Here is a 13,990-nt window from a genome sequence, read left to right on the forward strand (position 1 = left end):
GGGCATGGTAAACTACAGGCATCTATATTGTTAATACTTGAGACCGCTGTGCTCCCAATTGAAGCTGTTTTTTCAGAGTTAGTCGACCATCTCGACACACATGCAACTGTGTTATTGCAAGCCCCACCAGGGGCTGGTAAGTCAACCTGGCTACCCCTTAACCTCATGAAATCAGATCAATATCGACGTATTGTTATGCTGGAACCTCGTCGTTTAGCTGCGCGTAATATTGCTCAATTTTTAGCAAATCAACTCAATGAGTCACTAGGTCAGCAAGTTGGTTTGAGAATACGTCAAGACGTTAAAGTGTCAGAACAAACCCGGTTAGAGATTGTTACCGAGGGAATGTTGACGCGAATGATACAGCAGGATCCAGAGCTTACAGGTATTGATTTACTGATTTTTGATGAGTTTCACGAACGTTCACTTGCTGCCGATACGGCTTTGGCATTTGCGCTTGAAACCCAAGCTGCGCTCAGAGATGATTTAAAAATTTTGGTAATGTCGGCTACCCTTGACAGTGAGCGCTATCAAGCATTTTTGCAATGTCCATTGATATGTTCTGAAGGGCGAAGTTATCCAATTGAACACAAATATGTCCCTGTGAAAGACGAAAGTCAGTGGTTGATGCAAATAGCCCCGGTGATACGTCAAGCTTTGAAAGAAGAAGATGGTAGTATCTTGGTTTTTTTACCCGGTCAAAAAGAGATACGTTACGTGGCTAATGCATTGCAAGGCGTGCTAGATAGCGAGCCTAAAGTGCATATCGCGACCCTATTCGGTGAGCAAGATAAAAGCGCACAGCAAGCGGCCATTGCGCCAGCACCTGATGGTGAGCGTAAAATCGTACTGACAACAAATGTGGCTGAGACATCATTAACGATTGAAGGGATCCGAGTTGTCGTCGACTCAGGAAAGCGCCGCGCAGCCGTATTTAATTTAAAAACAGGCGTTACTGAGCTCAAAACCGTCTCCATTTCGCGAGCATCCGCAGTGCAGCGAGCAGGTCGTGCTGGACGAATAGAGCCTGGCGTGGTGTATCGATTAGGGAGTCAAGCATTGTTTGAACGACGCGATGCGCATGACAAGCCGGATATTTTGAGCTCAGATATCAGTGGGCTGATTTTAGAGTCTAAGGTGTGGGGCACTCAGATATCTGATTTACCACTATTGGATATGCCAACGGATCCCCAATGCGAGCAGGCAGAACAATTGCTGATGAATTTAGAGGCCATTGATCATCAAGGGAAGCTAATGAACCTTGGTAAGCGCATGCAACAAATGGGCGCAGAGCCTAGATTTGCCCATATGCTGCTTAAGGTAGAAGCTCTCGAACCTCAGTTGCCAGGCATTACCTTACTGGCCTGTTATTTTATGGCGCTGCAAGATAGCCGAGTGAAATGTGCGCCAGAACTCAGCCTTGCGCTCAATCAATTGCATCATAATGCACCTCAAACATTTACAAAGCAGTTAAAATATTGGTGTAAACGTGCAGATATAACGCATAAGACCAATGAGCTTGCACTTGAGCATTTGGCCATTGTGGTGGCGCTCGCTTATCCTGATAGATTAGCTAAGCGCCGTGGCAATGGGTTTATTTTAGCAAATGGTGCTGGTGTAAACGCTCACAGTGAATTTTGGCAAGATTGCGATTATTTGGCCATTGCAGAGTTGGGCGGTCAACAAGGTCAAACCATTTTTAGTGCAACTGAGTTTCAACCGGTTGTGCTTGAAGCGGTTTTACCTTATTTATTTGAACAAAAAACGGTCTGTGAGTTTGACCAAAAGCAGACTCAGTTTTTACATCAAGACAGAGTGTACTTAGGGCAGTGGGTGCTCAGTGCAAAGCCAAGCTCGTCACCGTTAAATGAAGCCGCAAGAACACAAGCGTGGGTGTCCATTGTTAAAGAAAAGGGCTTAAGGGTCTTCTCTGCTTATGATGATGCTGAGCAGTTGCTGATACGCATGCAGTTGGCTGCACAGCATTGTCCCGATGCATTTCCAGTCAGCACTGAATCTGACTTAGTTGCAGATTTATCACTGTGGTTAGAACCATTTTTGAGTGAGGTTAAACAGTATAATCAGCTTAAAAAACTCGATTTGAAAAATGCCTTGCTCACTCGTTTAGATTGGCAAAAGCAGCAACAATTAAATACATTGCTACCAGAGCGAATTAAGGTGCCTAGTGGTTCTCAGATCCGTATCCAATACCAGTTAGCAGGGCCTGCGCGTTTGGCCGTCAAAATGCAAGAAGTCTACGGTATGTTGCAAAGCCCAGTCCTGTGCGAGGGCAAAGTTGGTGTATTAATGGAGTTGTTATCACCCGCACAAAGACCGCTGCAATTGACGCAAGATCTTGCGCATTTTTGGCAATCAAGTTACAAAGATGTGCAAAAAGAAATGAAAGGCAGATATCCCAAACACTATTGGCCAGATGATCCAGCGACAGCGACTGCCACGAATAAAGTAAAAAGCCGTATGTAAAAAATATCCCCCGTCAGTTAACCTGCGGGGGATTTTTTAGAAAAAACAAAAATACACCTTTACCTAAACTTAGCTTGAGGTTTTAGTCTGGCCGTAAAAGATAAATAATAAACAACAGGATATTCAGATGGAACTCACTCAATTCTCTTCGCAAATAGGTCGATTCACGCCGCTCGTATGGGTCATGTTACTTGGTAACTTTTTTGTCAGGGCCAGCTATTATATGGTTTGGCCTTTCTTAGCGGTCATGCTTTACAGCAAATATGGTTTAAGTGCCACAGAGGTCGGTGTACTGCTCACAGGATCTGCGGTGTTTGCGGTATTACTTGGTTTTTATACGGGTAATTTAGCGGATCGATTTGGCCGATTTGCATTGTTATACACGGCAGCTGTCGTTGGTGTATTTGCGTTCACCGCGCTAGCGTTAGCAGAGCAGTTATGGGCATTTTGCTTAGCGGTCTTCTTTGCATGTATGCCAAGAACGTTATGGGATGCACCCAGTAAGGCACTTTTAAGTGATGAACTGAGTAATAGCGAAGATAGAGAGCTTGCTCTGCATTTACTGTATTTCTTAGTGAATGTAGGCGCTGCAATCGGTCCATTGTTTGGATTGTGGGCTGGACTTAATGGTGAGCAATTTAGCTTTATTTATACGGCATTTGCGTACTTAGGGCTGTTACTGGCATTAATTATAAAGCAATCAAGTGCGGTGAAAAATGAGGACAATGCGCAGCAAGCTCAGGTACCAAGCTTTAAGTCTTGGCTTGCTATTTTGCGTCAAGACACGCGTTTTTTATGGGTTTTATTGGCGACATTCTTGGTGTATTTGGTGTATGGGCAGGGGGACTCAAGCTTAGTTCAGTATCTGACTCGCGCTGAGGTTCCTCAGCTTGCAATGCTGGTTTCAAGTTTGATCATTACCAATTCACTGATCATTGTTATTTTCCAATTCCCTTTATTGCATGTGATGCGCAATTGGAGTATCCAGTCTCGCCTGTATTGTGGCGGTGGTATTCTGGTTTTATCGCAATTGATGATGGCGCTGAACCCAGTTGATGGGTTTTGGGGATGGATTGGTGCTATCGCAGTGTTGAGCCTCAGCGAAGCCATTATGTTTTCAAATATTAATATTCATATTGACCGTATGGCACCATCCCATTTAAAAGCGAGTTATTTTGGCGCAGCGGGTTTATGCTCATTGGGCTTTGCATTTGCGCCACTGGTTGGCGGTCTACTGCTTGATTGGGGTAATGGCGTTGTATTGTTCGTTGCGATGGCGGTTGCCAGTGTGATAGCCCTTTACCTATATAAATTAACAGAGAGCACAAAGTAATAGGCGGCGTACTAAATATTGTGTAGGTAAAAGCTCCCATGGTGGGAGCTTTTTTATAAACTAGAAGTTGATGATGGTCGACACTGCTTCTTCTTCAGTCGTCTGAATCGATAACTTAATTTTTTTGTTTTGCCAGTCGATATCGACCATGCCATAGTTACTCCCTGACTTATTGATCAAGTGTCTGTCGCTGGTGGTTAAGTTACTGACGTTATTACTCACAATCCCCACCTTGCCTGTGGGAATTGAAGCACCTGAAGGCGCGCAATTGCCCCACTGTCCAGTGATACCTTTCCCAGTGTTATCTACTTGGGTATAGCACCAAGGTTGTGAATGATCTTTTGTGGTACACCCTCGGTAGGTGGTTCCACCATAAGTAAATGGAAACTGACAAGCTTGGTCATATTGTCCATTACCCTTAGTATCGGCATATACAGGCAATCTTAATGGGTTTTCAATATGATATGGCCAATTTTGACCAAAACCTGATGCGGTGACTTCGTATACGGTGACTGCATCACCGTGTTCGGTGCTTTTTGGAATTGTTTTTTGTAACAACTCACCCCAATGCTGATCGCCGGAGAGGAAAATAACGGCTTTGGTTTTACCTGAGTTTACCGATTTTTGTACTAAACGTAGCAATTTTTCCCGCTCTGTAGGCACCTCTGCCCATGATTCGTAACTGGTTCCAGATAAGCCTGTTTCATCGAGTGCTGCGATGGCTTGTTCAAACTTCTTCCCATCGCCGTATGCACAGTATTTATCTCGACTTCTGCCTTGATATAGTGGCGGTAAAAACTGAATACCACTGGCTATTAACTTGATCTCAGAGGGGGTATTGAGTTGCTGTTCAAGCCATTGCCATTGTTGTTCACCTAAAATCGTCGTTTTATCTCCTTCACAGGCACCATAGTTTGTAAATGTAGGTGAGCGGAAGTAGCGGGCATCCAGCGTGATCACATGAGTACTTTCGTTCGCAGGTCCAAGCATCTTGGCTTCATAAACACCAGCTTGACCATTTAACCTTGGGTCATCCGTTGGGGCGTCAAAGTGACGAAGGTATTCCTTTTGGCTCGCGGCGCGTTGAGGGTAGTGCTTGCCATCGTTATTCGCACCATAATCATGGTCATCCCATGTCGCCATGACTGGTATGTTTGCAGCTAAGAATTTCTGATAATCAATATTACGCTTTTTATCATCATATTTTTGTCGCATCGTATCCATATCTGTGGTGTCGGCATAAATATTGTCACCTAACCAGAGAAATAAATCCGGTTGATGTGAAATCAACTTGGCTAGCGCTTGAGGCATATCTCCTTTGGTTTTAAAACAGGAGCCGAGTGCAACTCTATCTAAACGTTTACTTGCTTGAGGGTGGGTATGAGATAGTAACGGTTCGTTTTCGACAGGCGCACATGCTTCCCAGTTACCTTGATCATCGGTATAACACCAAGGTTCATCATGATTAATGGTCGCACAACCATAAAAATGTTCGCCTTGATAGTTAGAGGGGGTTTGACATGACTTTCCTGAGACTGTTTTGAATTCAGGGATGGTCTCAGTGCGCACATTTCCCCAAGTTTGTCCGTCAATGGCCTGTTTTAAATAGCACCACTGGCTACTGCTGTTATTTTTGTCTGTAGTACCTTGGTAGCGAGCAAGTTGATAGCTGAAATTGGATTGGCATTGTTCATAGTGGACTTCGGGTGCGGCGACAGCACATAAGTTGACGGCACCTAAAAGGCTGGACATAAATACGAGATTGGCATGTTTCATTGTAATTCCTAGAGATAACGGTTTTTCCTCCTTGTTGACTTAGCCCTAAAATTTGCTTTGTCGGGGTGCTTCCTGCTTAGTGAAAACAGTGTATTTCCCAAAAATGAAACTGCGTTGTCAAAATCGTGTCAGAATTATGTCCTCGGTCATTTTGGTGCCTTTTAAGTCGTAATGTTTTTTATAAAGTTTTGAAATAAATGATTTTATTATTATATTTATATTTCCTTTCTATTTTCTGATTTGACCGCGCTTTGCTTGTGTTTGTACCTTTATTTGGTTATTTTGTGCTGGTAATTGTATTTTCCGCATACTTTTACATCGTTGCAAAATAAAAGGGTTTTGCAATGGAGTTAAAACATAAAATCGAAATGCTTACTCTGTTGAGTAGCGAGAAAGCGGCTTTGCCAATCGCGCTCGCAGCCGAAGTTGGCAGAGGGCATTTTTGCATAAGTTGTTTTAGTGGTTGCTATACAGTAAATTGGTTTTTATTTATAAGCATCATATTGAAATTTGCTAAGAAAAAGCGGGGTCGTCGTGACTCCGCTTTTTTATTCCTTAAGCTACATTTACAGAAAGCTTCAATATTGGGTGTGTGAGTTAGTTAAAATGTCGCCAATATTTTAGTGAGAAATTATCAATAATTACGGTTGCTGGCACGCTGCTAAACGACCTTACTCTCATTATTAAACGGTAAAGTGCTTTGGTTTGGTCGAGCGTATAAAGTTGATTAATTTGGAAACTGCCTTTACCCAATACGCGCTCTTCACAAAAAGAATCTCGCTCCCCACCGTGGTAATAAACATCCGTACACACCTGAATGGGTTTGCCATAATCTGCTTGGGTGGCATTGAGGTCTAATTGAGCGTGTATTTGATTGGCAAAAATATCTTGACCCCAAGGGAAAAAATGAGAGTAACTTGCTTGTCGCCATGGAGATAGCACTAATTTAAGGCTGTTGGCACCATAAATGGGCGTATCTTGATCAATTGAAATAGACACATCGTCTGGGTAGCGTGACGAGAAGTCGACTTGCCCAGACTCATAGTTATTAGATACGTGAGTTATCGCGCCATCACCCGTTGTTGAAGCGCTGTACATCTCTACATTATCAAGCAAAATAACATCGTTAGATTCAATCTCAAAGTTTACTGCAGAGATAGCAGAGGTATCGTCATCGTCGCTAAAATCTAGCATTAAAGGAACGTATTTAGTCTCATTTGCTGCCAGTACAAGCGTGTTATAGTTTGCAATTGTATGAGCTGTTCCAGAAAGCACCTTAGTGTAATCCGCATAGCCTGAGAAACGCACCACGCGTGATTCACTGCTAGGGTTATGGAGTGAGACAACGGTACTTAGATAATCTGGTGTGGAATGTGCAAGGAATAAATTGTTTTTTTCAAATCTGAGTTTAAAGTACCCATTGCTATCTGCGTTAATTTGTACAGCATGTTGCTCAGGATCAGTTGGATAAGCGGCAATTGAAGGGTTTCCGATGAAGTATTTGTCTAGTTCAGTCTGTGTCGAAGATTCAAAGTCACCTTGTAAAGGGAAGTGCGTGATAACTGTACTGTCTTCGCCGTGATTTTCACCTAAAGATGCTTTGATATTATCAAAAACGATAGGCATCTCCTCAAGCAAATGCACTCTCCATTGAATTGATATTCGTTTTATAAGTTTGTCTTTAGGTAGCGTTGTTCGAGTATCAAAAGAGTGGATGCTTTGCACCTGTGGTGGAATGATGTGAGCATCTGAACCGTATGTTTGCACTATACTACCATCGTCAAATTCGAGGGTGAATGAAGTGTGTAGAAATGTATTGTCAGAAATCTGGGAATATGTGAGCTTTGGCAGTTGTACATCAAAACTGATTTCAAAGGGAGTGGGCTTTGTAAAAGTTTGGCTTAACTCAAAAGTCCGCTCTATTTCAAAATAACTGTGCGCGTTAACTTGTAGGCTATAGTTGCCTGTGATTGGCGTTATGTTAGTTCTGGTTATCGAAGTTATATCCCCGTAGTTAACTGTCATGTTTTCATTAGAGTGTTCAAAGTTTAATTCTGCGATTGGTTGGGCATAAGTCAGGTTAGTTACCAAGCATGCTAACGCAATGACTGATGGCTTAATTGTCATATTTCTCTCCTTAATTTTGTTTTATTGCCACAGCATTTGTCGGTAATTAAAATAAAATATTTAGAAATTTATTTTTTAAGGTAATAAAAATACTCATTTAGTATGGCTTTTTAAGGGGAGTTTGGTGTGATTTAATCATGGTTTTGGTGGGCTATATGTCTCTTTCAATGATTATTTCTTCACTCATGGGGTTATATTGACTGGGCTTGTCAATTTGTTGTGCGATGAGTGTGTTCGGTAAATGAGGTTGTAGTAGATCAGAAAAGTAACTGACATCATAAAAAGAGCTGTCTAACCAAGCATTTAATAGAGCTGGCTGTTGCGGCAATATAAATGGGCTGGCTTTATTATGAAATGGCATGAGCTTAGGATGAGGAGCAAGGGTGATAATTGAACAGGAAATCACATGCTGATCTGTGATCGGGTGGTGCCATTTTTTATAAAGCCCAGCGAAGCATAACGCACCATTGAGCGCTTGGAAATCATGATAGAGCGGTGCTTTTCCTGATATGGACTGAGTCTCACCAAATCCTTTTGCCACCACAATACAGCGGTGATACCGATAAGGATGATAAGCGGCACTATTTTTAACATTAAGTTTGTCGTAACGGCTGTTAAATGAGGTGTATTTTGAAGGTTTAAACCCTGTTTGAGTTTGTGTGAGCAAAAGCCACCAAGTTGCCTCGGCGATTTTACGTTCATGGTTATCTTGGTAAACGATACTCACCTTATCTGTTGCGCGTTTGAAACGAGAAAATAGCATGTTTTTATGCGGATCTTTGATACCTAAATCCAATAAAATTTGGATAACAAATGGATCGTCAGTGATATTGAGTCGGCCGCACATACGTTTTTCCCATCATCTGTTTTGGCATTAATGAGTGTAACTATAGTTCAGTGATGTCGAAGAAAAAAAGACCATACTTGCACTTTTAATTATGATCTATAATACTGTATATATATACAGTAAGGTGTGTGATATGGTCAATTTAATCGATTTTTTACAGCACCAGAACCTCGTATGGCATGGGACTGGTAATGCGCCTTTATCGCAGCGTTTAGTTGAGAAGCAAAGTAGCGGCTATGACGCATTGGATGCTTGCCTTGAAGGCGGTTTTCCCATGCCAGGCATCGTCGATATTCAATGCCAACTCGGTATGGGAGAGGTGGCTTTATTAATACCTTTCATCCGCGCACACACACGTCTATGTGTGATGATAAACCCGCCTGCTAATGTGAATGCGCACGCATTAAAACATCAAAATATCGCGACAGAATTAATTTGGATACTTTCAATATCTGATCCGAACAATGCACTTTGGGCAGCTGAACAATGTTTAAAAAGTGGCGTGTGCAGCAGTGTACTGCTGTGGCATCAAGCGCTACAGGTCCACCAAGTAAAACGACTCATGTTGAGTGCGCAAACCGGGCAAAGTCTGTGCTGTTTATTAAGGGAGAACCGTGTTCAAGTCGGGTCGTTACCAGTGAGTCTATCTATGCAGTTGTCTCCTAGAAGCGAAGGGCTGAATATTAAAGTAACAAAACTAAAAGGGGGTTGGGCTAAACCTCAAATCACCCTAGCTTGGTCATTACTTTGGCCACAGCTTATCACTCACTCAGAGTCTGAGCGGTCCGGACAAGTTTTGCCTTTTGCAAGCACTGCTAGAAGGTAGGTATAAAGTGCTGTGGCTTTACTTGCATTTTCCCCAGCTACAGTTAGATGGCTTGTTGGCGCAAAGTGCCCCGTTGCCGCCAACGATTATAGTATCTGATAAACAGCATGCTGTTGTGCAGTTGAACGATGCTGCTCGGCAGCTAGGCGTCAAGATAGGTATGGGCCTTGGGGCGGCAGCTGCGATGAGTACTTCATTGTCTGTTTATGAGTTTAAAGTGGATCATGAGCAACAGCGAATAGAAGAGCTGGCCCAATGGTTGTATTTGGATACGGCTGACATTCATATTTCAGCGCCTCGCGGTTTATTGCTTAAAGTGTCTAATATGTTGTCTTTGTATCCAAACTTGACCCACTACTTGGAAACCATTCAGGCACGGCTTTTGCCTCAAAATGTGCAATATCATTTTGGTCTAGGGTATTCGCCTTTGGCGGCGCAGCTGCTTGCTCAGGCTGGTTATGACAAAATAGATGAAGACAAGGTGTCCTTGTTTGCAGCAGTAGGTAAATTACCTATTGATGCTTTGACGTTAAATACACGGCAAAAACAGCAGCTTTTGCGAGTTGGTATTAAATCTGTACAAGCGCTGTTGGATATCCCTTTGGTTGAATTGGGTAGGCGCTTTGATACTGAGTTGGTGCAGTATGTTGGCAGATTACAAGGTAAGTTCCATCATCCAGTTGAGTTTTATCAACCAACGGAGACATTTCAGCGTAACCTCATATTACTATTTGAATTAGAAAATCTGACCTATTTATCAAAGCCACTTTACACGTTATTACTACAACTTGAAGCATTCTTAAAGTTACGCGATAAATTGACGCTCGAAATCGTACTGATCTTGGAACAAAGGGATGCCGAGTCACTTTGTTTAAAAGTGGGCAGTGCACAAGGCGAGTACCGAGCTAAGAAATGGCAAGAATTATGTCAGCTTATACTTGAGCGGACCCAGCTATCTGCGCCTTTGCAAGCCATTACGCTAAGAGTGGATGAGTTTTGTGAATCACATAATCAAAATGAGGATTTATTTTCAGAGCCAATCGGCACCATGACGCATGCAGGTTTGTTGAGTGTGTTGCGCGCAAAGCTTGGAGAGCAGGCGGTTTACGGAGTAACGGCCTTACCCGATGCGAGGCCTGAGTATGCAACGAGCCGATGTGAGCCAAGTGTGCAGGCATTACACTCCTTTTTCACCGAGAACAAGGCCTCCTTACTTAGACCTAACTTTTTGCTTGCTCAAATTCAGCCACTGCATGACAAGGTCACTTTATTGCAAGGGCCTGAGCGGATATCGACGGGGTGGTGGGATGGACATGATATCGAACGGGATTATTTTATTGCACAAGATGAACAACTTAGGCGCTTATGGGTATTTAGAGACAGACAACAGCGTTGGTTTGTTCATGGGATCTTTAGTTAATGCGGTATGCAGAGCTATTTTGCCAAAGTAACTTTTCTTTTTTAGAAGGTGCCTCTTCCCCTGAAGAACTGGTTAAGCAAGCACACTTTTTAGGCTACTCAGCATTGGCAATAACAGATGAATGCTCATTGGCGGGGGTTGTGCGTGCGCACACTTTGATAAAAAACACCGAGTTGGATTTAAAACTGATTGTTGGTAGTGTGCTGTGTTTTGAATCACTCAAAGTGGTCCTACTTTGTCCAAATAAAGCGGCTTATAGTGAGCTATGTCGAGTGATCAGCAATGCTAGGCGCCGTGCCAATAAAGGGGCGTATCAACTTGAGAAGTGGGACTTACTGTCTTTAAAGCATTGCTTTATTTTGTGGTTACCTCAGGGTGAGCAAGAAGATGCGCAGTGGGGAGCTTGGCTAAAGCGATATCACCCAAATCGTAGCTGGATAGGTATGCAAAGAGAGCTTAGCAACCTTGAAAGACAACATATTAGACATTGTGAAATACTCTCAGAGCGTTGTGAAATACCCATATGTGCACTTGGGGCAGTGTTAATGCACTGTGCAAATAGAATTCGGCTTCAGCATGTTTTGACTGCAATTAAAGCCAATCAAAGTGTTGAGGAATGCAAAGCACAGTTGTTAGTGAACTGTGAGCGTTCAATGCGCACTAAAGACAAGATAGCTAAGTTATTCAAGTCATCTTGGTTGGAGGAAACAAACGCAATAGCCAATCTGTGCCATTTTAGTTTAGATGAGTTGCGATATCAGTATCCGAGCGAATTAGTGCCTCAGGGTAAAACGGCCATGCAATATCTTCGTGAACTTGTAGCGCAAGGTACACAACGTAGGTTTGTCGATGGCGTTCCCTCAGACATTGCAAAAACCATAAAAAAAGAATTGGAACTTATTGAGGAGCTGGATTATCCGTATTTCTTTTTAACCATTTATGACATCGTTATGTACGCTAAGTCGCAAGGTATTTTATATCAAGGTAGAGGATCTGCGGCTAACTCGGTGGTTTGTTATTGTTTGGAGATCACGGCGGTTGATCCGCGTCAAGTGGCCGTGTTATTTGAACGTTTTATTAGTCGTGAACGCAATGAGCCACCAGATATTGACGTTGATTTTGAGCATCAAAGGCGCGAAGAAGTCATCCAATATATTTACCAAAAGTATGGGCGTAAACGCGCGGCGTTGGCCGCCACAGTGATCACCTATCGATTTAAAAGTGCTGTTCGGGATGTTGGTAAAGCCCTTGGGATCAGTGAATCACAACTGACATATTTCATTAAAAATGTAAATCGTCGTGATCGAAGCGTGAATTGGCAAGCGCAAATTATTGAGTTGGGGTTGGAGCCTAGCTCGTTAAAAGGGGCGCAATTTATTGAGCTGATCACTGACATTATGGGGTTTCCAAGGCATTTATCACAACATGTAGGTGGCTTTGTTATCTCAGCTGGCCCTCTGCATGACTTAGTTCCTGTTGAAAATGCATCCATGCCAGAGCGCACAGTGATCCAGTGGGATAAAGATGATCTTGAAAGTCTTGCGCTGCTAAAAGTCGATGTTTTGGCTCTGGGGATGCTCAGTGCTATCAGAAAAACATTTGAAATGGTGTATCAGCACACAGGGCGTAGCTTAAGCATTGCTTATTTAACTCAACGTCAAGATGACCCTAAAGTCTATGAAATGATTCAAAAAGCAGACACTGTAGGCGTATTCCAAATTGAGTCTCGTGCGCAAATGAGTATGCTCCCTAGGTTAAAACCGCGCTGTTACTATGATTTAGTGGTGCAAATAGCCATCGTTCGTCCTGGCCCTATTCAAGGTGATATGGTTCACCCTTTTTTGAAGCGTCGTAATGGTGAAGAAGTCATATCTTATCCCTCTGAAGCCGTAAAAGCCGTACTTGAACGTACGCTTGGGGTGCCTATTTTTCAAGAACAAGTCATTAAACTCGCAATGGTTGCTGCTGGCTTTACTGGTGGCGAAGCGGACCAGTTACGCCGCGCCATGGCATCTTGGAAAAAGACTGGCGAGTTGATGCAGTTCAAAGATAAATTACTCAAAGGCATGACAGAAAGAGGCTATGAGCACCAATTTGCAGAGCGTATTTTTGAGCAGATCTGCGGGTTTGGTGAGTATGGTTTTCCAGAGAGTCATTCGGCATCTTTCGCGGTACTGGCGTATGCGTCTTCTTGGCTAAAGTTTTATTATCCAGCCATGTTTTATGCTTCTTTACTTAATAGCTTACCAATGGGATTTTATAGTGCATCCCAATTACTTCAGGATGCAAAACGCCACGATGTATTCATTTTGCCTGTATGTGTAAACCGCTCTAGTTATGAGCACACAGTTCATCAAATCGAAGGCCGGTGGGCGATCCGTTTGGGACTGAAGATCATTAAAGGGCTAAGGCAGTCAATAGCGAATTTAATCGTTGAAAAGCGTCCAAACCATGGCTACTCAAGTGTTCAGAGTGTTTCTAAATTAGGTGTCGATAAGGGATCGCTTGAACGACTTGCATCGGCTAATGCGTTGAGGGACTTTAACCAAGATAGGTATGCAGCTCGTTGGCAGTTAATGAACCAAGAAGTCACCTTGCCGCTGTTTACTGATTTACCTTCTAAACAAACAGCAGATATTCAATCACCGAGCGATTTTGAAACCTTATTAGAAGATCATACTGCCATGGGAATAAGTTTGAACAAACACCCGATCACTTTATTGGATGAGAGGGGAGATCTTGGCGTGTTTACCAGAATGAATGAACTTTGCAAAAAAGCGCATAAAAGCATGGTTACGGTGGTTGGTGTGGTCACGGGAAAGCAATCCCCAGGGACTGCTGCAGGTGTTACCTTTTTTACCCTTGAAGATGATACAGGGAATATCAATGTGGTGGTGTGGGCAGGGACTGCTAGAGCTCAAAAGAAAGCTTATTTAGGTGCAAAGCTATTGGAAGTGAAAGGAATTGTTGAAAAAGAAGGCAATGTTATTCATGTTATTGCAGGGCGATTGATTGATAAAAGTTCACTTTTAAAAGGCTTTGATACGCGATCGAGGCACTTTCATTAAATTTTTTAAAAATAATTGGTTTAGCATGTTATTTTTTGTTTTTTGTTGCGTTTATTGAATTAAATAAAAATGGTCATCACCGCTTCAGACGACAGGACTCGTTTTGATA

8 protein-coding genes are annotated in these 13,990 nt (G+C 42.7%); 5 read left to right on the plus strand and 3 right to left on the minus strand.

Annotation, left to right across the window (positions count from 1 at the left end; translation table 11 throughout):
• Nucleotides 1-48: 48 nt before the first annotated feature.
• Complete coding sequence (gene hrpB / locus N473_RS05415) at nucleotides 49-2,484, plus strand: ATP-dependent helicase HrpB (protein ID WP_063367059.1); 2,436 nt, start codon at nucleotides 49-51, stop codon at nucleotides 2,482-2,484.
• Nucleotides 2,485-2,611: 127 nt separating this feature from the next.
• The gene (locus N473_RS05420; protein WP_063367045.1) at nucleotides 2,612-3,817 is read left to right on the plus strand and encodes an MFS transporter; all 1,206 of its coding nucleotides are present in this window, start codon (nucleotides 2,612-2,614) and stop codon (nucleotides 3,815-3,817) included.
• Nucleotides 3,818-3,877: 60 nt separating this feature from the next.
• Here the strand turns inward: N473_RS05420 and N473_RS05425 are convergent, their stop codons facing one another.
• The 3 genes from N473_RS05425 to N473_RS05440 form a co-directional block, all read right to left on the minus strand.
• Nucleotides 3,878-5,593 carry an alkaline phosphatase D family protein gene (locus tag N473_RS05425; protein WP_063367046.1) on the minus strand — a complete coding sequence of 572 codons (1,716 nt, stop codon included), beginning with the start codon at nucleotides 5,591-5,593 and terminating at the stop codon, nucleotides 3,878-3,880.
• 597 nt (nucleotides 5,594-6,190) lie between these two features.
• Entirely contained in the window at nucleotides 6,191-7,720 is a 1,530-nt protein-coding gene (locus N473_RS05435; protein WP_063367048.1) for a hypothetical protein, read from the minus strand.
• A 151-nt stretch (nucleotides 7,721-7,871) separates the two neighbouring features.
• On the minus strand, nucleotides 7,872-8,567 hold the full coding sequence (locus N473_RS05440; RefSeq protein ID WP_063367049.1) for an SOS response-associated peptidase family protein: 696 nt from the start codon (nucleotides 8,565-8,567) through the stop codon (nucleotides 7,872-7,874).
• Between the two features lie 133 nt (nucleotides 8,568-8,700).
• Here N473_RS05440 and imuA point away from each other — a divergent pair, with 133 nt between their 5' ends.
• The 3 genes from imuA to N473_RS05455 are packed head-to-tail and all read left to right on the plus strand — an operon-like array spanning nucleotide 8,701 to nucleotide 13,881.
• The gene (gene imuA / locus N473_RS05445) at nucleotides 8,701-9,393 is read left to right on the plus strand and encodes a translesion DNA synthesis-associated protein ImuA (RefSeq protein ID WP_063367050.1); all 693 of its coding nucleotides are present in this window, start codon (nucleotides 8,701-8,703) and stop codon (nucleotides 9,391-9,393) included.
• A gap of 7 nt (nucleotides 9,394-9,400) precedes the next feature.
• The gene (locus N473_RS05450) at nucleotides 9,401-10,813 is read left to right on the plus strand and encodes a Y-family DNA polymerase (protein ID WP_063367051.1); all 1,413 of its coding nucleotides are present in this window, start codon (nucleotides 9,401-9,403) and stop codon (nucleotides 10,811-10,813) included.
• Complete coding sequence (locus tag N473_RS05455) at nucleotides 10,813-13,881, plus strand: error-prone DNA polymerase (protein ID WP_063367052.1); 3,069 nt, start codon at nucleotides 10,813-10,815, stop codon at nucleotides 13,879-13,881. Before N473_RS05450 ends, N473_RS05455 begins: the two co-directional genes overlap by 1 nt.
• The last annotated feature ends 109 nt before the right edge of the window (nucleotides 13,882-13,990 follow it).

The organism is Pseudoalteromonas luteoviolacea CPMOR-1 (genome assembly GCF_001625685.1).
GTDB classification, from domain to species: domain Bacteria; phylum Pseudomonadota; class Gammaproteobacteria; order Enterobacterales; family Alteromonadaceae; genus Pseudoalteromonas; species Pseudoalteromonas luteoviolacea_K.

Excerpts from the sequence above, each read along its gene's own strand:
- N473_RS05420 (WP_063367045.1), top strand. The coding sequence starts at position 2,612 with ATGGAACTCACTCAATTCTCTTCGCAAATAGGTCGATTCACGCCGCTC.
- N473_RS05425 (WP_063367046.1), bottom strand. The coding sequence starts at position 5,593 with ATGAAACATGCCAATCTCGTATTTATGTCCAGCCTTTTAGGTGCCGTC.
- N473_RS05435 (WP_063367048.1), bottom strand. The coding sequence starts at position 7,720 with ATGACAATTAAGCCATCAGTCATTGCGTTAGCATGCTTGGTAACTAAC.
- N473_RS05440 (WP_063367049.1), bottom strand. The coding sequence starts at position 8,567 with ATGTGCGGCCGACTCAATATCACTGACGATCCATTTGTTATCCAAATT.
- imuA (WP_063367050.1), top strand. The coding sequence starts at position 8,701 with ATGGTCAATTTAATCGATTTTTTACAGCACCAGAACCTCGTATGGCAT.
- N473_RS05455 (WP_063367052.1), top strand. The coding sequence starts at position 10,813 with ATGCGGTATGCAGAGCTATTTTGCCAAAGTAACTTTTCTTTTTTAGAA.